We start from the raw sequence: 22264 nt of genomic DNA, 5'->3' as shown, positions 1-22264 counted from the left end.
GTCCTGGCGGGCCATCGAGGCAGCAGAGGCGCTATGTTACTGCGCCTGTCTGCCGCGATGGTGGTCAGGGCCGGGGGATGCTAACCGGGGTTGGGTGAGGTGCTTAGTACGAGAATGTCCATTCCGGTTTTTCTTTGATGCGGAAGAACCAGGTGAAGGGGTTTGTGTTGATGAGGGCACCGTCAGTCTGACTATCCTGGCAGAATGTGGAATCATCGTTGAGCCTCAAGGTGACGGAGAAGGTAGCTGTTTCTCCCTTCTTGATGGTTTCGCCGTTGGTGATTCCATCGAAAGCAAGTGTGGCGTTGCCGGAAGCATCCTGGGCGGTCAAATCTGCAATCGTATAGTCTTGCTGGCCGGCACTTAACTGGTAGGTGCCAAGGACAAAGGGCTCCTGATTGTGATTTTCCCTGGCGCTGCAAAGGTAGGGATACCAATGTGAGGAGAACTTGAACATGGCGAAGTGTTCTTGGGTCGGGAAGAACATCTGGCTTGATGACAGGGAGGACAAGGTCCAGTCTTTGACTAGCTCAAGTTTGCCGGTCGTACTGTTCCAGCGGTGGACGAGGTGCAGGTCTTCCAGCAACAGGCTCGGATAGTCCTCGCGTGTGGCGGCGTTCACGCTGAAGTTGAAGGGCCCGGTGTTTTCCGCGCCGTCCGTTACCCAGAGCGTCAGATCATAGGTACCGGTCATGGCAGGAGCGAAACTGAGGTCTGCGCAAGAGGTCCATTCCCGTGCTGTGTTTTGCCGGGCGATGTATTCGGCTGCGGTTTCCGTTCCCCGCCAGGAACTCATGGACCAGTTGTCACCGATATAGCAAGTCTGGAACGATGTGATTGACGCGTTGTGCGTGCCGTAGCCGGCCGGCAGGCCTGTCAGGCTCCACAGATAGCCCAGCTTGTCGCCGTCGGGATCATAGGCATTGGCCACGAATGCGAATTCGTTCCAGAAGTCCTGTGTGGTGTTGTAGAGGCTGAATTGCTCCCGGTTCTTGTGGATCAGCAAAGGTTGCTCGCGGTCGTAGGCGCGGGTCTGGTAGGGGCGGGCTTCGGGGGCGAAGTTCTGGCTCTTGGCGTAGATTGAAAAAACTTTGGGCAGAATGCTGACGGCACCATGGCTGTCAGTGACCGCAAGCTGAAACATGTAGCGGCCGGGCTGATCCAGGAGAATGTTGGTGCGTTCCGTGTTCAGGCTGCTCAGCGAAGCCTGACTGTGATCAGGGCGATCCAGCAATTGCCACTCATATTTCGTGATGCGATTGTTGTCAGTATCGGAGCCGTGGCCTAGTAATTCGAGCTGGGTGCCGGTCATGAAGCTGGTGCTATCGCTGCGTGCCGGCCCGGCTTCGGCTGTCGGGGCATGGTTGGCGCCGTTGAGTACGCTGAAGGTTGCGATCGCCGGTTCGGACCAGGCGCCTGCCGAGTCTTTGACACGCAGCTGGAATTTGTACTTTTCCACGCCTTCGCCATCGAATTTCCGGGGGGTGAAATAGGAATAGCGCCCGGTCAGTTCGAGTTTTGCGGCGCCAGGTGCCGGCTCTTCGAGCAGGGTCCACTCGTACTCGAATTGCATGTTGCCGGTTTCGTCTATATCGTAAGACGACCTGCCGTAGAGCCCTGTACGCGCGCCTTTTTCAATTTCAAAAGTATTTTCGTTGTAATTGTGCAGGAAGACGGCGACAGGTGGCGTATTGGGAGCATTGCCGGGCAAGACGGACGTCAGTCGGTATTCGTCGTAGTGATATTGCACGCCGTCGAACAGACTGAGGCCGACGGTATAGGTATCGACGGCGTTGGGCGTGAAACTCATGCGGTCGGTATTGGCACCTTCCATGGCGGGCAGCGGTGCCAGGCCCTGTTTGGTAAGGCTCCAACGGTACTGCAGCGCGCCACCCCCCGTGCCGGCTGTGCTCTTGCTGGCGTCGAAAGAGATTTTTTGCCCTCTGACATAGGGTGCGCTGCTCAGCGGTTCGATGACGGCAGAGGGCAGGGCCAGGGGTTCCTGCACGCTGACAAACAGCGTGGCGGGTTTCAGGCTGCTTTTGCCTTCGTAGGAGACGTTCAGCTCGAACTCGTATTTGCCCGGCACATCCGCATCGAAGCGTGGCTGAGCGAGCATGGCTTCCTCCGCGTCCAGACCCGCTATTTTGCTGGCCGGGGGAGCAGCGACCAGCCGCCAGAAATATTTCAGCTTGGCGGGGTCGCCACCTGATGGCGGCAAGCTGGCGCGGCCATCGAGCTGTATCAGGCCGAGCCGCATATTGCGTTCACGTCTTTCAACCATCGCCACGGGATGGTCGCTGGTCACGGACAAGGACAATTGCTGGGAGGCCAGGGCATCGCCGTTGTCGACGGTGAGCCGGATCTGGTAATCGCCCGGCAAGGTAGGCGTGAGCTGGGTGCGTGCCGCCTGTGGATTGTCGATGGCGTCGTCTCCAGGTTGTTGCGCCAGCCGCCAGGAGTAGGCCAAAGTGCCGCTTGGTGTACTGCTGCCGCTTGCATCCAGCGTGATCTTGGTGCCCGCGGCAAGCGTGTCGCCATCAGCAAGCGGGGTGTTGCCCACTGCTGCGCGCAAGACGGCATTGGGACGGCTGGCAGTGTTGTTGCCATTGCTGCTGCCGTTGTCGGAGTCGCTGCCTCCGCCGCCGCAGGCGGCCAGAAGTGAGGCAGCGCCCAGGCTGGCCAGCCATTTTTGCCATTGATGTTTCATAGTGGGTCCTCATTGCAGTGCCCTCTCGCTGCATGGCGACGAGGTCAGGGAAAATTGAGAGTGGGTTCAGAACTGCAGCGTCATGCCGAGCCTGGCCGTACGTCCCGGGGCAGGTACTGCGCCCAGGCCGATGGCATCCAGGTAGTAGCGGTCGGTCAGGTTGTCGATGTTGAAATCGACGCTGATGGCATCGTTGATGCGGTACGAGGCGAACAGGTCGAAGATTTTGTATTTGTGCCACTCCACCGGCTTGGCAAAAATGGAGTTCACGTGCTGATCGTCATATTCAGGAACACGATTGCGTTCGCCCATGAACGTGCCACGCATGCCCAGTACCAGGCGGCGATCCAGCAGGCGCAGCCCGAGCCGGGCGCTGCCGTGCCAGTTCGGTGGAATCATGTTGTTGACGTAGCTCACGGCCAGTCCGAAGTCGGTGCAGCGTTGACGGCGGTAGCTGCCGCTGTGGCAGATCTCGATCAGGTTGTAGCGGGTGGCGCCGAATTCGGCGAAGAACATGCCGGCGTCATAGGAACCCGAAACTTCGAAACCATTGAAGCGAGCACTGTCGATATTGCGCATGCGCCATCCATCGCTTTCGTCGGCATTGCTGACCGTGCGAGTTAGATAGTCGGACATGTGGTTGCGGAAGTAGGAAAACTTCAGGCGCAGCGCATCGCTGTTGGTGAATACACCGTCCTGCAGCAGGCTGATGCCGACTTCCCGGTTGCGAGCGTGTTCCGGCTTCAGATAGCTGCCGACGACCGTATTGACGGAAAAACCGCTGCTGGATTCGAACAGGCTGGGCATGCGCAGCGCTTCGGCATAGCGTCCATACACTTGCCAGCCGGGTGCGAATTCCCAGGACAGGCTGGCCACGGGGGCAGAACCGCTGTGGCGTACCTTGCCTATCATGACTGTTTCGCAGGTGGTGCTGCTGCTGACACTGGCAGGGCCGCCATTGCCAGTGTCGGATTCGACGGTCTCGGTTTCGCAGATACTGCTGGTTTTGTGGTCCAGTGCGTGATAGCGGGTGTAGCGCAAGCCTGCATCCAAGGTCACGCTGGGCACGGGTTGATACTTGAGCGCGATGAATGTGCTGTACTCTTTCCGCTCTGCATCCCGTGCATTGTTGAATGCGTCCGGGTCGCCGCCAGTGGGCTTGACGTCTTCGCGCTGTACAGCGACGCCATAGCGCAGTTCTGCTTCGCCCCAGAAGTCGAACAGCATGGTGTTGCTCAGGTCCGCCCCTGTGCGGCGGTAGTTTTCCGCTGCTGCCGATGAGAATGCCGAAATCATGCCGGCGTCAGGTTTGATGGCACCGTAATTGCGGTTCAGCGTATCTGTGTCGGTATGCCAGAGATTGGCACTGACGTTCAGCAGTGAATTGTCTGCAGGGGACCACTTGTAGCGGCTGGTGTAGGTGTTGGCCGTGACCTCACTGTTGTTGGTCTGTGCGATATGGCCCAGCCATATCAGTTGCGAGGGCATCAGCTCGCCATATTCGCTTTTGTAGCGCAGCCAGCCCAGTTCCAGTTCTTGATCCGGCGCCAGGTGGGCCTTGGCCTTGAGCAGGGATGATTGGCTTTTGTAGTTGCTGTTGACGACCAGTTCGCCGGCACGAAAACGTGAGGCACCGGTCATGACGGGATAGACCGAGGTCCATAGATCGAACAGGCCCGGCGCGGTATTCGACATGTCCACGACTGGGGCCGGACCGTGTTTGCCAGCGTAATAATTGCCCTGGCGGCGGGTTGCATAGGCGGCGACGAGTTCGACTTTGCCCAGTTGCAATCCCATGGCCAGACTGCTCGCCCAGCTTTTGGGCTCCAGCGTGGCTGGCCGTTCCAGGGTGGTGTCGCCGGAGGGGCCGACCATGCTGGCAGGATCGTAGCCTGCCGAGCACTGTGCTTCGCTGCCTGGCTTGCAATTGATGCGGTATTCCCGTCCCGGGTAGTAACCTGATGTGGTGCCGGGTGCGACGGGAGAGCCGCTGTTGTTGCCGATGACGCTGCCGCGCATGCGCACGCCGAAGGTCTGGCCATCCTTCACGATGTCGCTGGCGCTGAGTGTCCGTGCAATGACCAGGCCGCCCACGGCGCCCGTACCTTGGGCGGTCATACTGGGGCCTTTTTCGATGGTGATGCCGCCGATCAGGTCTGGGTCGATATAACTGCGTGATGCTACGCCGGAGTAACCACGATATACGGTGGTTTCCTGCCTGGCACCATCAACAAGCACCGGTACTCGGCCTTGTCCCTGCATGCCGCGGATATTGACGTCCAACCCGCCAGAGTTACGGTTTTCACCGATCAGTACGCCAGGAATCCCCTGGAAAATATCGCCGACCGAAGTGCCCCGGAATTGTTCGATTTCGTCTCGGGTCAGAACATTGACAGATTGCGGCGCGAGGTAGGCGAGGTCTTTGGCGTTTTCCTGGCCATAGACCTGCACGGCATCCAAGGCAGTGACAGACGCGCTGGTATCCAGCCGGGGGCGCAGTTGCAGGTGATAGACATCCTTGCCCTGGCGCACTGCTTCCAGCGGTGTATCGCGTAGCAGGAACGCCAGGCCTTGTTCCACGGTATAGCTGCCACGCATGGCAGCTCCCTGCAGACCGGCCGTCTGTTCAGGATGGAAAGAAATATTGATGCCGGATTGGCCTGCAAAGGTGCTCAGGACTTCTCCCAGGCTGCCTGCGGGAATGTCGTAGATCCTGCCTGGCACATTGGCGCCGGGGCGCATGCTGTCTTGCGCTTGCGCTGGTTGGGCCAGCATGCCGTCGCCCAGACCCAGAAGCAGGGCAAGGCAGCACACCGAAACGGGGATGGACCGGGAGGATCCGCGCGCGGATGGCTGGCTGCCAGCCTTGAACGGCCGACGTGAGAAAGGATGCGCCATTGTTTCTGTCTCGGAAATGAAAGTGCGAATAGGTATCGCTATTCAGGCCGAAACAGCCGGTACAGAAGTGCCAGTTGGCTAGCAGGTTATTTGTATCTTTTTGTAAGTGACATCAGCGCAGATCGACCTGCACCCAGTATTGCGAGCGATATCTGATCTGGATGGGTAGGGTGCCCGCGATGATGTCGAGGATGTGGCGGGTGTCCGGTAACTGGAAGGCACCGGAGATGCGCAGCGCCCCGGCGGCGGGGGAATAGCGTACGACGCCTGGACGGTAGCGCGCCAAGTCTTCGAGAAATTCGCCCAGCGGCATATCGTTGGCGTAGAGCACGCCCTCGGTCCATCCACTGTCCTGCGGGGTGACTGCTTGCACCGGAGAGATCTGGTCGCGGCCGAAGCGAACCTTCTGCCCGGCTTCGATGATGCGGGCCGGTATATCGAGGAGATCTGCCGGCTTGACCGCGACACTGTGCTCCAGGACGGTCAGCAGGGTGTTGTCCTGAGCTCGCACCATGAAACGTGTTCCCAGCGCCTGCATGGTGCCCTGATATGTTTCCACGATGAATGGCCTGCTGTCTGAAGGGCGGGAGTTCGTCGTGACCATGATTTCGCCTGCCAGCAGGCGCAAGCGCCGCTCGGTCCGGTCAAACTGCACATTCAGGCTGGTGCCGGTATTGAGCAGTACCGTACTGCCGTCATCCAGGTGCACGATGCGTTGCTGGCCTGTTCCGGTTGAATAGTCGGCTTGCCAGCGTTGCCACAGGAAGGATTCCCGTGTCAGCCAGACGGCAGGTGCAGCGAGCGCAGCCATGCTGAGGATCTTGATGGTGGTACGGCGCTTGATGGCGTGGTCGCGGGTCAGTACCGGGACACTCAGCTCAGGCGACAACATCCCCAGCTTGTCGAACAGGAATTCTGCCTTGCGCCAGGCGTACTCATGGCTTGGGTCCGCCCGGCGCCAGCGTGCACAGGCTTCGATATCGTCAGGGGAAGCGGGTTGTGCCTTGAGTCTAGCCATCCACTGGGCGGCTTCACGAATAACCTGGGCATCAGGTCGGGTCGCGCCATCAGTGTTTATTGGGCGGGTTGCCATGCTTGTATCAGCCTTCTGCCAGGAGTTGGGCCAGACAGATTTCAAAGGCACGGACCATATGGCGCTTGACGGTGCGAGTGCTGATGCCCAGGCGTCTAGCGATTTCGTCATAACCCAGGCCTTCGAGCTGCGACAGCACGAAGGTCTGTCTTATGGCCGGGGATAGGTCATAAAGCAGCCGGTCTATTTCCTGCAGGGTTTCGATGGCTGCCAGGCGTTCCTGCTCTGAGGGCAGATATTCCGTGGGCAGGCTGGCGAGCGCCTCAAGGACGGCCTGCTCCAACGATTGGCGGCGCCAGTGGTCGATGACCAGGCCGCGTGCAATGGATGCCAGGTAGGCGCGTGGCTGGCGCAGGCATGCCAGCACCGGGGGCCGCAAGAGAATGCGGATAAACGTATCCTGCGCCAGATCAGCGGCATCTTCCTGCGACGCCAGGCGTCGTCGCAGCCAGGAACGCAGCCAGCCATGGTGTTCGATATACAGGGTATTCAGGTCGTTGGGTGGCGTCGGGGAGGCGGGCATGGCAGTTCCGGCGTGGGTGCCACGGGCCTGGGTGGCGCGGATACGACGATGGTCAGACTGGGAGTGCCCAGCGCTTCTGCTGTCCTGGCGGGGCGTCAGACAACAGTAGGCTGCTATTCTAGCGCCAACAAATGATAGGGAGAATAATAGTTATTCCTGTGTTGAAAAAAACAGCCGTTGCGGCCGACGCCGGCCGCAACGGCTGCTGATCAGCGCGGCAACTGGCTGCTACCCATCAGCCAGGCGTCCACCGAACGGGCGCACTGGCGGCCTTCGCGGATGGCCCAGACGATCAGGGATTGCCCGCGGCGGATGTCGCCGGCAGCGAAGACGCCTTCGACGCTGGTGTGGTAGTCCTCGGTATTGGCGCGTGCATTGCCACGGTTGTCGCTGTCGACGCCAAAGGCGTCCAGCACCGACGCCACTGGCGCGACGAAGCCCATGGCCAGGAGAACCAGGTCGGCCGGGAGCTCCATGCGCGAGTCCGGAATTTCACGCATGCGCTGCTGGCCGGTAATGGGATCGGGTGTCCATTCGGTACGGACGGCGATGAGCTTGCGAACATGGCCGTTTTCGTCGCCTTCGAACGATTGGCTCAGGATTGCCCAATCGCGTTCGCAACCTTCCTGGTGCGAGGTGGAGGTGCGCAGCTTGGCGGGCCAGTAGGGCCAGGTCAGGGCCTTGTTTTCGTGTTCGGGCGGTTGCGGCAGCAGTTCGATCTGCGTGACGCTGGCCGCGCCCTGGCGGATGCTTGTGCCGACGCAGTCCGAACCGGTATCGCCGCCGCCGATGACGATGACGTGTTTGTTGCTGGCGAGCACCTGGTCCAGCTGGCGGTCGCCAGCGACGGCCTTGTTCTGCTGGCGCAGGAAGTCCATCGCGAACATGACGCCGTCGAGTTCGCGTCCGGGAATGGGCAGGTCGCGCGGGGTTTCCGAGCCTCCCGCCATGATGACGGCATCATATTCCTCGCGCAGGGAGGCGGGTGTTCGTACCGTCAGGCCTTGCGCGGCGGGGGCGTCGGGCGAACCGACATAGGTGGAGGGGCGGAAGGAGACGCCCTCGGCCTCCATCTGTGCGATGCGACGGTCGATCAGGTGTTTTTCCAGCTTGAAGTCGGGGATGCCGTAGCGCATCAGCCCGCCGATGCGGTCGCTTTTTTCGAAGACGGTCACAGCATGGCCGGCGCGCGCCAGTTGCTGCGCGCACGCCAGGCCGGCCGGGCCGGAGCCGACCACGGCAATGTGCTTGCCGGTGCGCCGCTGCGGCGTTTGCGGGGCAATCCAGCCTTCTTCCCAGCCACGGTCGATGATGGCGTGCTCGATGGACTTGATGCCGACGGCGTCGTTATTGATATTCAACGTACAGGCGGCTTCGCAGGGAGCGGGGCAGATGCGGCCAGTCACTTCCGGGAAGTTGTTGGTCGAATGCAGCACGCTGAGCGCCTGGCGCCATTTGCCGTTGTAGACCAGGTCGTTCCAGTCGGGAATGATGTTGTTGACCGGGCAGCCGTTGTTGCAGAAGGGGACGCCGCAGTCCATGCAGCGTGCCGCCTGCTGGCGGGACTGTTCTTCATTGAGGAACAGGACGAATTCCTTCCAGTGGCGGATGCGCTTGGTTGCCGGCTGCATCGTCTCCTGGAGGCGGGGGTATTCAAGAAAACCAGTGGTCTTTCCCATGATGATTCCTTTGTCGCCGGGGCTCAGGCCAGCTGTGGCTCGGCCGGTTCTGCCTGGTACATCGTCTGCAGGGCGCGGCGGTATTCGATAGGCATGACTTTGACGAATTTGCCCAGTGCGTTGTCCCAGTCTGCCAGGATGTCGCGGCCGCGCTGGCTGCCGGTGTGCTGGACATGGGCGCTGATGAGCTGGCGCAGCAGTTTGTCGTCGGTCATGCGTTCGCCGTTGCGGGTGATGCAGACCCAGGTTTCGGGTCCGCCCATGGCTTCCTGCTCCAGGGTGGGCAGCACGGGTTCGAGTTCGACCATGGCGGTGTTGCAGTTCTGGCGCAGTTGCTGCTCGGGGTCCCAGACATAGGCTACGCCGCCGGACATGCCGGCCGCGAAGTTGCGACCGGTCTGCCCCAGGACGACCACGGTGCCGCCGGTCATGTATTCGCAGCCGTGGTTGCCCACGCCCTCGACGACAGTGACGGCGCCCGAGTTGCGTACCGCGAAGCGTTCGCCCGCGACGCCATTGAAGTAGGCTTCGCCTGCCAGCGCGCCATACAGGACGGTGTTGCCGGCGATGATGTGTTCGGTGCCCATGCCATTGAAGTCGTTGGGGCTGCGCACGATGATGCGGCCGCCGGATAGACCCTTGCCAACGTAGTCATTGGCTTCGCCAACCAGGTCCAGCGTGATGCCGTGTGCCAGGAAAGCAGCGAAGCTCTGGCCGGCGGTGCCATTGCACTGGATGCGGATGGTGTCGTCCGGCAGGCCGTCGTGACCGTAGCGGCGCGCGACCTCGCCCGACAGCATGGCGCCGATGGTGCGGTTGCGGTTGCGTACCGGCGTCATGAAGGACACGGGCGTGCCATGTTCCAGTGCGGCGCGGCTGCGTTCGATGAGCTGCAGGTCGAGCGCACCTTCCAGGCCGTGGTCCTGTTCTTCGACGTGACGGCGCGCGCCGGCCATCGCAGGCTGGTGGAAGATGCGGCCGAAATCCAGTCCATGGGCCTTCCAGTGATCCAGCGCGGCGCGCATATCGAGCAGGTCGGTGCGTCCTATCAAGTCCTCGAAACGGCGCACGCCCAGCTGGGCCATGAGTTCACGCACTTCTTCGGCGATGAAGAAGAAGTAGTTCACCACGTGTTCGGGGCGGCCCTGGAACTTGGCGCGCAGGACCGGGTCTTGGGTGGCAACGCCGACCGGGCAGGTATTCAGGTGGCATTTGCGCATCATGATGCAGCCCTCGACCACCAGCGGCGCGGTGGCGAAGCCGAATTCGTCCGCACCCAGCAGGGCGCCGATGACGACGTCGCGGCCGGTTTTCATCTGGCCGTCGGCCTGCACCCGGACGCGGCCGCGCAACTGGTTGAGCACCAGCGTCTGCTGCGCTTCGGACAGGCCCAGTTCCCAGGGCGAGCCGGCGTGCTTGATGGATGACAGGGGCGATGCGCCGGTGCCGCCATCGTGGCCGGCAATGACGATGTGGTCGGCCTTGGCCTTGGCCACGCCGGCGGCGATGGTGCCCACGCCGCTTTCGGCCACCAGTTTGACTGAAATCGACGCGCGCGGGTTGGCGTTCTTCAGGTCGTGGATGAGCTGGGCCAGGTCTTCGATGGAATAGATGTCGTGGTGCGGGGGCGGGGAAATCAGGCCCACGCCGGGCACCGAGAAACGCAGTTGCGCGATGTAGTCCGACACCTTGTCGCCCGGCAGCTGGCCGCCTTCGCCAGGCTTGGCGCCCTGGGCCATCTTGATCTGGATCTGGTCGGCGCTGACCAGGTATTCCGCAGACACGCCAAAGCGGCCGGAAGCGACCTGTTTGATGCGCGAGCGCAGCGAGTCGCCGGCCTGCAGCGGGACGTCCGCGGCGATGCGTTCGGCGCCCAGCACCGAGGCCAGCGTATCGCCTTCCCGGATGCCGCTGTCGCCGGTGCGCATTTCATTGCGGTAGCGCAGCGCATCTTCGCCGCCTTCGCCGGTATTGGATTTGCCGCCGATGCGGTTCATCGCCGCAGCCAGCACGGCATGGGCTTCGGTCGAGATGGAGCCCAGCGACATCGCGCCGGTCGCGAAGCGCTTGACGATTTCGCTGGCCGGTTCGACTTCTTCCAGCGCAATGGCGTGCGCAGGATCGACCTTGAACGAGAACAGGCCGCGCAGCGTCATCTGGCGCCGGGTCTGGTCGTTGATGATCTGCGCGTATTCCTTGTAGGTGCGGTAGTTGTTGGAGCGCGTGGAGTGCTGCAGGCGAGCGATGGCGTCCGGGGTCCACATATGCTCTTCGCCACGGATGCGGAAGGCATACTCGCCGCCGGCATCCAGGTTGTCTGCCAGGACGGGGTCGGCGCTGAAGGCCGCCTGATGCTGGCGCAGGGCTTCCTCGGCAATTTCAAAAATGCCCATGCCCTCGACCGCGCTGAACGTGCCGGTGAAGTACTTGTCGGTCACGGTGCTGCTCAGGCCGATGCACTCGAAAATCTGGGCGCCGCAGTAGGACATGTAGGTCGAGATGCCCATCTTCGACATGGTCTTGCTCAGCCCCTTGCCGACCGCCTTGATGTAGTTGGCAACGGCTTTTTCGGGCTGTTCGGCGGTGGCTGCCAGGGTTTGCAGCGTCAGGAACGGGTGCACGGCTTCGGCGCCATAGCCGCCCAGCAGTGCGAAATGGTGGTTTTCGCGGGCGCTGCCGGTTTCCACCACCAGGCCGGTGCGGGTGCGCAGGCCGGTGCGGATCAAGTGCTGGTGGATGGCGGAGGTGGCCAGCAGCGCAGGGATGGCAACATGCTGGGCGTCTACCTTGCGGTCGCTCAGGATGAGGATGTTGTAGCCGCTCTGGACGGCATCGACGGCGCGTGCGCATAGCGCAGCCACGCGTGCTTCGATGCCTTCGCGGCCCCAGGCTACCGGGTAGGTGATGTCGATCTCGAAACTGCGGAATTTATTGCGCGTCAGGTTGCCGATGTCGCGGATCACTCGCATGGCGTTGGCATCCAGCACGGGCTGGGAGATTTCCAGGCGCTGCGGCGGGTTGACGTTGTTGATGTCCAGCAGGTTGGGCTTGGGTCCGATGAAGGACACCAGTGACATGACCATCTGTTCGCGGATGGGGTCGATGGGCGGGTTGGTGACCTGCGCGAACAGCTGGCGGAAATAGTTGTAGAACGACTTGGGCCGTTGCGACAGCACTGCCAGCGGCGAGTCATTGCCCATGGAGCCGATGGCTTCCTCGCCCTTGGCGGCCATGGGGCCGACGATGAACTTGAGATCTTCCTGGGTCCAGCCGAAGGCCTGCTGGCGGTCCAGCAACGAGGTTTCCTCGCTGCCAGGGCGTTCCTGCGCCACCTGCGGGCGCGGCAGGGATTCGAGCTTGACGCGCAGGCGTTCGATCCACTGGCGGTAGGGATGTGAATTGGCGATTTGTGTCTTGATGTCGGCGTCGTCGATGATGCGGCCGCGTTCCAGGTCGATCAGGAACATTTTGCCCGGCTGCAGGCGCCACTTCTTGATGACACGGTTTTCCGGCACCGACAGCGTGCCCGCTTCGGAGGCCAGGATGACCAGATCGTCGTCGGTGATCAGGTAGCGCGCCGGGCGCAGGCCGTTGCGGTCCAGCATGGCGCCGATCTGGCGTCCATCGGTGAAGACCATGGCGGCCGGGCCATCCCAGGGTTCCATCAGCGCGGCGTGGTATTCGTAGAACGCGCGCAGGCTTTCATCCATGTGCGCATGCTGTTCCCAGGCTTCCGGGATCATGATCATCATGGCGTGGGCCAGCGAATAGCCGGACATGACCAGCAATTCCAGGCAGTTGTCGAAGGTGGCGGTATCGGACTGGCCTTCGTAGACGATGGGGTACAGCTTGCGCAGGTCGTCGCCCAGAACAGCGGACTGCATGGCGCCTTCGCGTGCACGCAGCCAGTTGAAGTTGCCTTTGACCGTGTTGATTTCGCCGTTGTGGGCGATCATGCGATACGGGTGGGCCAGCGGCCAGGCGGGGAAGGTGTTGGTCGAGAAGCGCTGGTGCACCAGCGCGAGCGCGGACACGGCACGCGTGTCGGCCAGGTCCAGGTAGTAGGAACCGACCTGGTCGGCCAGCAGCAGGCCCTTGTAGACGATGGTGCGCACTGAGGCCGACGGCACGAAATATTCCTTGCCATGGGCCAGATGCATGTTCTGGATGGCATGGCTGGCCGTCTTGCGGATGACGTACAGCTTGCGTTCCAGCGCGTCCGGCACCATCACGTCGTCACCCCGGCCCACAAACAGTTGGCGGATGACGGGCTCGTGGGCGCGGACGGTGGGGGATGCCAGCAGTTCGTGGTCGACTGGCACATCGCGCCAGCCAAGCACGACCTGGCCTTCGGCGCGCACGGAGCGTTCCAGCTCCTGTTCGCAGGCCAGGCGCGAGGCAGTTTCCTTGGGCAGGAAGACCATCACCACGCCATATTCGCCCGGCGGAGGCAGGATGATACCGTGGTGGGCCATGTCGGCCCGGTACAAGGCATCGGGAATCTGGATCAGAATGCCGGCACCGTCGCCCATCTGCTTGTCCGCGCCCGTTGCGCCCCGGTGATCCAGGTTTTCCAGGATTTTCAGGCCCTGCTGGATGACGGCGTGGCTTTTGCGGCCCTTGATGTGAGCAACGAAACCGACGCCACAGGCGTCATGTTCAAGATCGGGGCGGTAAAGGCCCTGGGGCGCCGGCAGGCCGATGCGGGTGGCATCGACTACGGACGCCGAGGGGCTACAGAACTCGCGAGGGCTGTGTGTCATGGCGGCATTCCATTAAAAGTGTCCGGGCTGCTTGAGATTTCCCCGGTATTTACAAAATACCTTGTGATGTCCGCCACATACAATAAAAATAATTGGGGACGGATTTGCATTTTAAATGCATTTTCCCTAGAGGATAAAATTAGGGACAAAGATATTTTATCGTGATGGCGCACGATTGCACCAAAGTGGTGCGTCTAAATAAGAGTGAGTATTGATGCCTGCGCAAATGCACTAATTTGATGCAGCCATGGCAGAAAATGGTGCATACCTGCACGCCTTGCTTTTTTTCGGGGCGTCGCAGCTTCGCAACGTGTCCCGGCGCTGTGCGGCGGGTATGGTGTGCGATTTTTTTGTTGCTGCGCGGTGGGGCGAGCCTGTGCCCAGGCCGTGGCGGCGGCTGTGCAGGCCGGGTAGGCCCGGTTCAGCGGCTGCTGGCTGCGGCGGTTTTGCGCGGCCGGCCGCGCTTGCCGGGCTGCACGCGGCGGCTGGCGGTGCCGGCCAGGCGTTCCAGGAATGCGGCATCGCCCAGTGCCCACTGGCCTTGCAGGGCCGTGGCGATGCGTTGTTCCTGCTCGCGGCTCAAGCCGTCATGCAACAGCTGGCGGTAGGCGGCCTGGCGGTCGAAAGGCGTGTTGCCGCAACGCCAGTAGTCGGGATGGTTGTGCAGCCAGGCAGGGGCGGGGATCAGTGAGCCGGTATGGGCGCGTGCCGAGGACCAGGGCCAGGCTTCTGCATCCGGGGCCAGCCTGGCGGCGACGGGCCGGCTTTCCATCCAGGCCAGGACGGGCAGGATCCATTGGCCGGGCTGCACCAGCGCGCAACGGTAGCGGCCGTTGAAGACGGCGCCCGCCATCTGGCGGCTGGCCAGCTTGCGTCCCAGGGCCTGCATCATGCGTGCCAGGCTGTCTGCCTGGGCGGGGGTGCATAGGCAGATCAGGCGGTCGGGCAACAGGCACCAGCCGTGCAGGGTGACCCGGTGCTGCTGCGATGCTTCGGCTACCCATTGCTGTACGGTATCGAACATTGCTGCATCCAGGCCGCCGCCGTTTTCCTGTAGCGGATTGGTCAGCTCGGCCTGGGCCAGCTGAGGCGTATCGGGAGCATACAGGCGGGGAAGTCGGGCCATGGAGGCGTGCGCTAGGACTGTTCTGGGCGGAGGGCGGCGTTGTCATGGAAATAACAGCGTGCGCCCGTATGATAAACCAAGGAAGCTGGAACTTTCGTGCGTCAGCCGCCTCTAACTGGCACTCACTAATGGAGAGTGCTAACATCAATACGCAAATTCTGAATCATGCTGTCGCAATCTGTGGCAAGACGGTGCCGCCGGTGCCGGTGGCCAGCAGCACGGTAGGAGCGACCCCAATGAACACGAGTCTGACCCAATCTTCCGCAAGTGCAGCGGCCGCGACGTCGCAGGCCCTGGCGTTAGCTGTGGCCAATCCTGGCGCGCTGGGCACGCTTGATGCCTATATCAGCGCGGTGAACCGACTGCCCGTCCTGTCCCCTGAACAGGAAACCGACCTGGCACGCCGCCTGCGCGATAATGGCGACCTGGACGCTGCGCGCGACCTGGTGCTGTCGCACCTGCGCCTGGTGGTTTCGGTGTCGCGCCAGTATATGGGCTATGGCTTGCCGCAGGCCGATCTGATCCAGGAAGGCAACGTGGGCCTGATGAAGGCCGTGAAGCGCTTCGATCCCGAGCGTGGCGTGCGTCTGGTGTCCTTCGCCGTGCACTGGATCAAGGCCGAGATTCACGAATTCATCATCCGCAACTGGCGCCTGGTGAAGGTCGCCACGACCAAGGCGCAGCGCAAGCTGTTTTTCAATCTGCGCAGCATGCGTCCGGACGGCCAGACCCTGTCGCCCGACCAGGTGTCGGAAATCGCCAGCACACTGAATGTCCGTGAACAGGATGTCAGCGAAATGGAAGTTCGCCTGGCTGGCCGTGACGTGGCGCTGGAAGCGCAGGACGACGACGAAGACACGTTCGCGCCGATTGCCTATCTGTCGGATGACGGTGACGCCGAACCTGGCCAGGTACTGGAGCGCCGTGCCCATGAAATGCTGCAGGGCGAAGGCCTGCGCCAGGCCCTGGACGGGCTGGATGAACGTTCGCGCCGGATTGTCGAGGCACGTTGGCTGCAGGACGATGGCGGTGCCACTCTGCACGAACTGGCGCAGGAATTCGGCGTGTCTGCCGAGCGCATCCGCCAGATTGAAGCCGCTGCGATGAAAAAGCTGCGCAAGGCGCTGTCGGCTTGAGCATCGGTGCCGTCGGCCCAGGTGCTGAGGGTTGCAGGATGGGTGAAAAACGATAGATGAATGACGCTGGTCTGGAGCCGGCGTCATTTTTTGCGTGCTCCTGATGGCGCGATGTCTGTCGCCGGCACAGTCCCGCTATTGCCGTGACTGAGCGGCGTCAGGCTTCCCGGGCCAGTTGCAGCATGTCGTCCACCAGCACGATGGCTGCTTCCTGGGTGAACATGCCGTCTTCCAGCATATCCATGATTTCCAGGGGCGGTAACGCGCGGATTTCCATGACCTCGCCATCCTGGTTGCGGGGTTGCACATGTTCTGCCAGCACACAGCGGCTGATCAGGATGTCCTCGACCTGGAAGCCTTCGGGCAGGTGGTGGTGGATTTGCACCACGGTGCGCAGTGGGGTGCGCGCCGCGAGGTCTTCGGGCGTGAGGCCGGCTTCCTCGGCGCTTTCGCGTACGAGCGCGAGGTCCAGGCTTTCGCCGCTGCTGGCCAGTCCGCCCACAAGGGTGTCCCACATGCCCGGATCGGTGTTCTTGGTCAGCGAGCGCCGCGCCAGCCACAGGCGTCCGTCCGGCGTCCAGCCATTGAGGTGCACCGCCAGGGTACGCAAGCCCAGGGGGCGCGTTGCGGTACGTTCGATGCGGCCCAGCGGGGGGGTCTCCGGCGCCAGGCTGTAGATATCGAGCGCTTCGTTGCGCCATCCGTGCAGGCAGCCGGCATCCCGCAGCGTCACGGCGACGGCATCGCATACCTCGGCCAGGGCAGCGCTGTGGGGCGCCAGTTCCCTGCCAATGTGCCAGGTGTCGCCTGCGGCGTGTGCCAGCCCCTTGGGCTGCAGTGCGGCCATGGCTGCCGGCACGATCCAGCCGCAGCGCTGGCCGGCGATATGCAATGGCATGGCACCTGCGGGCGGCGGCTGGGTGATGCCTGCGTGCAGGCGCTGCGCATAGTCTTGAAGACGGGCGAGGGAAGGCAGGGTAATGGGCATGGGCGCATTGTAATGCCGTGTAGCCGGGCCAAGGGAAACCGCCAGCTGGCTGCGAGGGGTATCGGGCGTTATATCAGGGGGGTATCGGGCGCTCTTGGACAGGCGCAGGGAGACGGGTCTTTTCCGCTTGCAACATGGTGCGACAAGACGCAATATGAGTCTGTCCTTAATGTTGCGTCAAAGGCGAACTGTTAATATCCCGCTCATAGTGAAACCTCGATAGGGAGCCGTGCTATGACCGCTGCAACGCCGTCCTCTTTTTTCCCGGGAATGGGTGATTTACCTGCGGACAATCCTATGCTATCGGGCATGGCATTGATGCGCCAGGTATGGGGTGGATTGTCGGGCGCAGGCCAATTGGCCCAGGGTTTGCCGTTGTCGCCGACACTGGATGCACAGGAACTGGCCCGCCGTATTGATGAATTGCGTACGGTGGAAAACTGGCTCAACCTGAACCTGTCGCTGTTGCGCAGCACGATTCAGGGAATGGAGGTCCAGCGCGCCACCATCAGCACCTTGCAGAGTTTCCTGGGCGGAGCGGTGCCGGGAGCGGATGCTTCGGCCCGGCCTGCCAGCCCTGATGTGCCGCCGAAACCGCAAGCAGGCCAGGCCGCGCAGGATAATGCCGAGGCAGCCAGCGAGGATCCGGCAGCCCAGGCTGCGCAAGCCTGGTGGTCACTGCTGCAACAGCAGTTCCAGGGATTCGCCGCTGCGGCATCGGCTGCGGCGGCGCCAGTACAGGCTGCGGCTGAAAGCGTGAAAGCGGCGGCGGCACCGGCTGCCTCTGCCACGCCGCCTGCGGCTGCACCGCAGAAACGGGCCGCACGGCCGGCCAGTAAACGCGCGGCGCCCGCCAAGCAGGCCAGCGCGCCTGCCCAGCGTTCCCGCAAGTCCTGAAACACACTCATCGGCATCGGGGGCTGCGCCAACTGGCCTGGCGTCGGCCCCGATGCTCCTTTTCATTTTTCGCACTCCATTTCCATGCTGAATATCGTCATTCTCGCTGCCGGTCTGGGCAAGCGCATGCAGTCGAATCTTCCCAAGGTGCTCCACACGCTGGCGGGCAAACCCATGCTGGATCACGTACTGCAAAGCGCGGCGGCCTTGGCGCCGGACCGTGTGGTGGTGGTGGTCGGCCATGGCGCCGATCAGGTGAAGGCCGCGTTCGAGCAACGCGCCGGTCTGCGTTTTGCCTTGCAGCAGCCCCAGCATGGCACGGGCCACGCCGTGCAGCAGGCTGTGCCGGAGTTGCTGGATGGGGCAGCTGATGACACGACGCTGGTTCTGTATGGCGACGTGCCGCTGGTCCAGCCCGAAACCCTGCAACGCCTATTGCAGGCACGTGGCAAAGGTGTGGCTGTGCTGACGGAATTTCTGGATGACCCCACTGGCTACGGCCGCATCGTGCGCAATGCCGAGGGCCAGGTCCAGCGTATCGTTGAGCACAAGGATGCCTCCGAGGAAGAACGCGCCATTCGTGAAGTCAACACCGGTATCTTGGCGGCGCCGACGGCGCAGCTCAAGGACTGGTTGGGTCGCCTGCGCAATGACAATGCCCAGGGCGAGTTCTACCTGACGGATATCATCGGTTTTGCCGTGGCTGATGGCGTGCCTGTCAGTGCTGCGCATCCGGCAGCGGGCTGGGAGACGCTGGGCGTCAACAGCCGCGTGCAGCAGGCCCAGCTTGAGCGGGTCTGGCAAGGTGAGCAGGCGCGCCGCCTGCTGGAAGCCGGCGTGACGCTGGCCGATCCGGCACGGCTGGATGTCCGTGGCAGCCTGCGTTGCGGCCGCGATGTGTTCATTGACGTCGGTTGCGTCTTCGAAGGCGAGGTCGAACTGGCCGATGGCGTGCATGTCGGCCCGCATTGCGTGCTGCGCAACGTTACCGTGGGCGCGGGTGCTGATGTGGATGCCTATACCTATATCGAAGATTCGCAGATCGGTGCTGCGGCCCATGTCGGCCCGTATGCGCGCCTGCGTCCTGGCACCCGGCTGGAGCAGGGCGCCAAGGTCGGCAATTTTGTCGAAATCAAGAAAAGTGTCGTCGGGCCGCGCAGCAAGGTCAACCACTTGTCGTACATCGGCGACGCCGAGATCGGTGCCGACGTGAATGTCGGGGCCGGCACGATTACCTGCAATTATGACGGGGCGAACAAGTTCAAGACCATCATCGAGGACGGGGCATTCATCGGTTCCGACACGCAGCTGGTTGCGCCGGTACGCGTGGGACGCGGTGCGACGCTGGGCGCAGGCACGACCCTGACGCGCGACGCCGAGCCGGACAGCCTGACCCTGTCGCGCGCACCGCAGAAGACGGTGACGGGCTGGCAGCGTCCGACCAAGCAGAACAAGTAGACAGTAAAGCCAGTAAAGCGCCGGCCATCTGATCGGGCGGCAAACGAGGGTAGTGGTGTGAGTTTTTCCCAAGCAGTTCCTGTGTTGATGTACCACCATGTGTCACCGGTGACCCAGGGTCTGTCCACCAGTCCGCGTTTGTTCGCCAGCCAGATGCGCTGGCTGCGCAAACACGGCTGGCAGACGCTGACAGCGGAGCAGTTGCGTGGTTTCCTGGAGGAAGGCCGGCCGGTGCCCAGGCGCTCCGTGGTCCTGACGTTCGACGATGGTTACCTGGACAACTGGCAGTATGCGCATCCGGTACTGAAGGAGTACGGCTTTAGCGCCATCATGTTTGTCGTGACGGACTGGATCGGGCAAGGGCCGGCTCGCCCCTGCGCGGACATTGAGGCGATCCGGCGTGACCGCCTGGCAAGTTTCGAGAGCTGGTCGCACGCAGAGTGCAAACGCCTGATCGCCGGCGGAGAAGCCGATCGCGTGATCGTGCGGCAAAGCGAAGTCGATGAGATGCGCCGTGCCGGAACTTTCGAATTCCATGCCCACACGCATACTCATACGCGCTGGGATAAGGTCTGTTGCAGCGTGGAAGAAAAACGCACTGGCCTGGCGCAGGACCTGCGCGCCCAGCGCGCGTATTTCGAGGCGCACATGGGCGGCGCGACGGAGCAGCTTTGCTGGCCGCAGGGCTATTTCGACGATGATTATCTGGACGTTGCGCGTCAGGCAGGGTTCTCGGTGTTCTACACCACCAAGAGCCATGGCTACAACACCGCAGGCAGCGGCACGGCGTCAATCTGGCGCGTTTCGGTACGCAACCGCGGCGGCCTGTTGTTCGGGCTGCGTTTGCGGCTGGCCATGCCGGATTTCCTGGGCCGGCTGTACAACCGCTGGAAGGCCTGAACGGTCAGTTGGCCTGGCGTTGCCGGCCGCAACCGATTGCCGCCAGGGGCGGCTCGATCCCCTTGGCTGGTGTCCTCAGTGTTTGCTGGCGTCGTCTGGTGTGTGGCTACGCTGTTGCAGCATCAACAGCTTGGAATAACGGAAAAAGCTGCCCGTGCCCCCGGCAACGGCAATGATCAGGCCGGCGCGGCCATCGAGAAACCCGCGCCGGATGATGTACGAGCGGACGAAAGTCCAGAAGCCGTGGCCCAGCGCACCCAGTGTTGTGGTGCGCTTGCCGCGAGCGTACATCATGCCAGCCGCATCGCTGGAATAGCGGTTGACCTTGTTGAGCAGGGCTTCCAGGCTGTCATACGGATAATGGATCAGGTGCTGGCGCAGCACGCCGGTGGATGTCGTGGTGCAGACCAGCTTTTCGTGTACCTTGGCATCGGTGAAGCGGGCGCTGCCGCGCCGGAACAGGCGCAGCACATGGTCGGGCCACCAGCCGCTGTGGCGGATCGCCTGGCCGCAGAAATAGGACAGGCGCGCGACCATATAGGCGTCTTGTGCCGGCTGTGACTGGATCAGCGCCTGGATTTCCTGCGCCATGTCGGGCGTGACGCGCTCGTCGGCGTCTATGGAAAAGACCCAGTCGCCTGTCGCCAGGTCCAGCGCCCGGTTCTTCTGCGGGCCGAAGCCTGGCCAATCACTGGTTTCATGCACCTGGGCGCCATGGCGGGCAGCGATCTCGCGGGTGTCGTCGGTACTGCCGGAATCCACCACGATGATTTCGTCGGCGAAGCTGACGGATGCCAGGCAGGCGCCGATATGCTGGCTTTCGTTCTTGGTGATGAGAATGACGGAAAGCCGGGCGCGGACAGGGGCGGAAGGGTTGGGCATCATGAGTGGCGGTCCAGAAGGGACTGATACAGGTCCAGGTAATTTTGCGCCATCGTCTCCACGCTGTGTTCAGTCGTGACGTAGGCATAGGCGCGGCGACACATTTCGGCGCGCTCTGCGGGGTGATCCAGCACAAAATCCATGGCATCGGCCAGGGCTTGCGGGTCGCGCGCGGGGCAGAGCATGCCGCGCCCGTCGGCCAGGCCTTCCGCTTGTCCACCAGCATCGGTGGATACCACCGGCACATGGCGCAGGAAGGCGTCCAGCACTGCTGTGCTCAGCCCTTCCTGCACCGACGTCAGGACGAACAGGTCCAGCGCTGGATAGATATCCTCGACGTTTTCGAGAAAGCCGATATGCCGGTAGTGGTCACCCAGCCCCAGCGAGATGACCAACTCATGGGTGGCGGCAGCCAGCGGCCCGCCCGTACCCATATGCAGGAACAGGAAATCCTGGCGTTTTTTCTTGAGTGCGGCGAGCGCGCGCACCAGGGTTTCCGGGTCTTTTTCCCAGGTCAGCGAGGCGGCCGTGCCGATGAGCCGCCGGCCCGGCGTGGCATAGTCGGCGCGAAAACGCGCCAGCCGGTCGGCAACGGCGGCATTTTCCGCAGGGGGCGGCACGACGGCGCTGTGGATGACAACGGGGCTGGCGCCCAGGCGCCGGGGCTCGAGCGCGGCGCTGCCGCTGACGGTTGCGATGGCGTCGGCACGCAGCCACTTGAAGCGGGTCATGGCCTCGCGGCGTTCCACTGGCATCGTGGTGCGGCGAGAAAACACCAGTGGGCGGCGATATATCCATTTGGTAAGGACCGCCCAGGTCAGTGAACCGGCAGTCTGGCAATGGATGATGTCATAGCGGCGGCCATGCCGGGCAAGGAAGGGGCCGATCGCGCTGCTGCGCTGCAGGCCGTGGCAGGTGAAGCCTGCACTGCGTGCTTGTTCCAGTAGGGGCGCGGCTTCGCGGGCCAGCAGCTCCACGTCGTGACCGGCGGCCCGGAAGGCCTGCATGCTCAGCAGCGTCTGGCGCTCGCCGCCGCGCCAGCTTTTTTCAGTGTTGATCTGCAGGATACGCATGTCGTTGGGGACGCGGATGTAAACCGCTGATTATATTGATTCGGGTAGATAGCGCCTGTGCCAGCAACCGTCTAGGTCTGTTGTTGAAATGCTGCTTCAGAAATTTCTTTTATTTTTTTGAGTGACATCACCAGGCCC

General features: G+C 62.5%; 14 protein-coding genes. 4 read left to right on the top strand and 10 right to left on the bottom strand.

Annotation, left to right across the window (positions count from 1 at the left end):
• Nucleotides 1-103 precede the first annotated feature (103 nt).
• The 7 genes from ACEW7X_RS16300 to ACEW7X_RS16270 all read right to left on the bottom strand — a co-directional run bounded on the left by ACEW7X_RS16300 (nucleotide 104) and on the right by ACEW7X_RS16270 (nucleotide 14792).
• Complete coding sequence (locus ACEW7X_RS16300) at nucleotides 104-2710, bottom strand: PKD domain-containing protein (protein ID WP_420177437.1); 2607 nt, start codon at nucleotides 2708-2710, stop codon at nucleotides 104-106.
• A 66-nt stretch (nucleotides 2711-2776) separates the two neighbouring features.
• Nucleotides 2777-5485, bottom strand: coding sequence for a TonB-dependent receptor (locus ACEW7X_RS16295; RefSeq protein WP_165389931.1), 2709 nt, complete (start codon nucleotides 5483-5485; stop codon nucleotides 2777-2779).
• Nucleotides 5486-5720: 235 nt separating this feature from the next.
• A complete protein-coding gene (locus tag ACEW7X_RS16290) occupies nucleotides 5721-6626 on the bottom strand; it encodes a FecR domain-containing protein (RefSeq protein WP_420177436.1) in 906 nt (301 codons plus the stop codon).
• Between the two features lie 82 nt (nucleotides 6627-6708).
• Nucleotides 6709-7224 (bottom strand): sigma-70 family RNA polymerase sigma factor, encoded by a 516-nt coding sequence (locus ACEW7X_RS16285; protein ID WP_068373110.1) that lies wholly within the window; start codon nucleotides 7222-7224, stop codon nucleotides 6709-6711.
• Between the two features lie 209 nt (nucleotides 7225-7433).
• The gene (locus tag ACEW7X_RS16280) at nucleotides 7434-8903 is read right to left on the bottom strand and encodes a glutamate synthase subunit beta (protein WP_130486406.1); all 1470 of its coding nucleotides are present in this window, start codon (nucleotides 8901-8903) and stop codon (nucleotides 7434-7436) included.
• 23 nt (nucleotides 8904-8926) lie between these two features.
• The gene (locus ACEW7X_RS16275; protein WP_130486407.1) at nucleotides 8927-13666 is read right to left on the bottom strand and encodes a glutamate synthase-related protein; all 4740 of its coding nucleotides are present in this window, start codon (nucleotides 13664-13666) and stop codon (nucleotides 8927-8929) included.
• 421 nt (nucleotides 13667-14087) lie between these two features.
• Nucleotides 14088-14792: a hypothetical protein gene (locus ACEW7X_RS16270; protein ID WP_068373101.1), complete on the bottom strand. Its 705-nt coding sequence runs from the start codon at nucleotides 14790-14792 to the stop codon at nucleotides 14088-14090.
• A 236-nt stretch (nucleotides 14793-15028) separates the two neighbouring features.
• On the opposite strand from ACEW7X_RS16270, the gene rpoH reads away from it, so the two are divergent.
• Nucleotides 15029-15928 carry an RNA polymerase sigma factor RpoH gene (gene rpoH, locus ACEW7X_RS16265; RefSeq protein WP_068373399.1) on the top strand — a complete coding sequence of 300 codons (900 nt, stop codon included), beginning with the start codon at nucleotides 15029-15031 and terminating at the stop codon, nucleotides 15926-15928.
• A gap of 157 nt (nucleotides 15929-16085) precedes the next feature.
• On the opposite strand, the gene ACEW7X_RS16260 is transcribed toward rpoH, so the two are convergent.
• Nucleotides 16086-16916, bottom strand: a complete 831-nt coding sequence (locus ACEW7X_RS16260; protein ID WP_068373098.1) for an NUDIX hydrolase — start codon at nucleotides 16914-16916, stop codon at nucleotides 16086-16088.
• A 297-nt stretch (nucleotides 16917-17213) separates the two neighbouring features.
• Between ACEW7X_RS16260 and ACEW7X_RS16255 the strand changes: the two genes are divergently transcribed.
• From ACEW7X_RS16255 to ACEW7X_RS16245, 3 genes are all read left to right on the top strand, one after another.
• Nucleotides 17214-17813 carry a PhaM family polyhydroxyalkanoate granule multifunctional regulatory protein gene (locus ACEW7X_RS16255; RefSeq protein WP_420177435.1) on the top strand — a complete coding sequence of 200 codons (600 nt, stop codon included), beginning with the start codon at nucleotides 17214-17216 and terminating at the stop codon, nucleotides 17811-17813.
• 84 nt (nucleotides 17814-17897) lie between these two features.
• Nucleotides 17898-19271, top strand: coding sequence for a bifunctional UDP-N-acetylglucosamine diphosphorylase/glucosamine-1-phosphate N-acetyltransferase GlmU (gene glmU, locus ACEW7X_RS16250; RefSeq protein ID WP_068373092.1), 1374 nt, complete (start codon nucleotides 17898-17900; stop codon nucleotides 19269-19271).
• 57 nt (nucleotides 19272-19328) lie between these two features.
• Nucleotides 19329-20171 carry a polysaccharide deacetylase family protein gene (locus tag ACEW7X_RS16245; protein WP_134838922.1) on the top strand — a complete coding sequence of 281 codons (843 nt, stop codon included), beginning with the start codon at nucleotides 19329-19331 and terminating at the stop codon, nucleotides 20169-20171.
• Nucleotides 20172-20246: 75 nt separating this feature from the next.
• Here the strand turns inward: ACEW7X_RS16245 and ACEW7X_RS16240 are convergent, their stop codons facing one another.
• Nucleotides 20247-21056 carry a glycosyltransferase family 2 protein gene (locus ACEW7X_RS16240; protein WP_238591413.1) on the bottom strand — a complete coding sequence of 270 codons (810 nt, stop codon included), beginning with the start codon at nucleotides 21054-21056 and terminating at the stop codon, nucleotides 20247-20249.
• Nucleotides 21053-22126, bottom strand: coding sequence for a glycosyltransferase family 4 protein (locus ACEW7X_RS16235; RefSeq protein WP_420177434.1), 1074 nt, complete (start codon nucleotides 22124-22126; stop codon nucleotides 21053-21055). The genes ACEW7X_RS16240 and ACEW7X_RS16235 overlap by 4 nt, the downstream gene beginning before the upstream one ends.
• Between the last annotated feature and the right edge of the window lie 138 nt (nucleotides 22127-22264).

It is taken from the genome of Kerstersia gyiorum, from assembly GCF_048595715.1.
GTDB classification, from domain to species: Bacteria; Pseudomonadota; Gammaproteobacteria; order Burkholderiales; family Burkholderiaceae_B; genus Kerstersia; species Kerstersia gyiorum.
This window is presented reverse-complemented; position numbering and strand designations above follow the sequence as displayed.

Excerpts from the sequence above, each read along its gene's own strand:
- glmU (WP_068373092.1), top strand. The coding sequence starts at position 17,898 with ATGCTGAATATCGTCATTCTCGCTGCCGGTCTGGGCAAGCGCATGCAG.
- ACEW7X_RS16235 (WP_420177434.1), bottom strand. The coding sequence starts at position 22,126 with ATGCGTATCCTGCAGATCAACACTGAAAAAAGCTGGCGCGGCGGCGAG.
- ACEW7X_RS16255 (WP_420177435.1), top strand. The coding sequence starts at position 17,214 with ATGCTATCGGGCATGGCATTGATGCGCCAGGTATGGGGTGGATTGTCG.
- ACEW7X_RS16270 (WP_068373101.1), bottom strand. The coding sequence starts at position 14,792 with ATGGCCCGACTTCCCCGCCTGTATGCTCCCGATACGCCTCAGCTGGCC.
- ACEW7X_RS16285 (WP_068373110.1), bottom strand. The coding sequence starts at position 7,224 with ATGCCCGCCTCCCCGACGCCACCCAACGACCTGAATACCCTGTATATC.
- ACEW7X_RS16275 (WP_130486407.1), bottom strand. The coding sequence starts at position 13,666 with ATGACACACAGCCCTCGCGAGTTCTGTAGCCCCTCGGCGTCCGTAGTC.
- ACEW7X_RS16280 (WP_130486406.1), bottom strand. The coding sequence starts at position 8,903 with ATGGGAAAGACCACTGGTTTTCTTGAATACCCCCGCCTCCAGGAGACG.
- ACEW7X_RS16290 (WP_420177436.1), bottom strand. The coding sequence starts at position 6,626 with ATGGCTAGACTCAAGGCACAACCCGCTTCCCCTGACGATATCGAAGCC.
- ACEW7X_RS16260 (WP_068373098.1), bottom strand. The coding sequence starts at position 16,916 with ATGCCCATTACCCTGCCTTCCCTCGCCCGTCTTCAAGACTATGCGCAG.
- ACEW7X_RS16295 (WP_165389931.1), bottom strand. The coding sequence starts at position 5,485 with ATGCTGGCCCAACCAGCGCAAGCGCAAGACAGCATGCGCCCCGGCGCC.
- rpoH (WP_068373399.1), top strand. The coding sequence starts at position 15,029 with ATGAACACGAGTCTGACCCAATCTTCCGCAAGTGCAGCGGCCGCGACG.
- ACEW7X_RS16240 (WP_238591413.1), bottom strand. The coding sequence starts at position 21,056 with ATGATGCCCAACCCTTCCGCCCCTGTCCGCGCCCGGCTTTCCGTCATT.
- ACEW7X_RS16300 (WP_420177437.1), bottom strand. The coding sequence starts at position 2,710 with ATGAAACATCAATGGCAAAAATGGCTGGCCAGCCTGGGCGCTGCCTCA.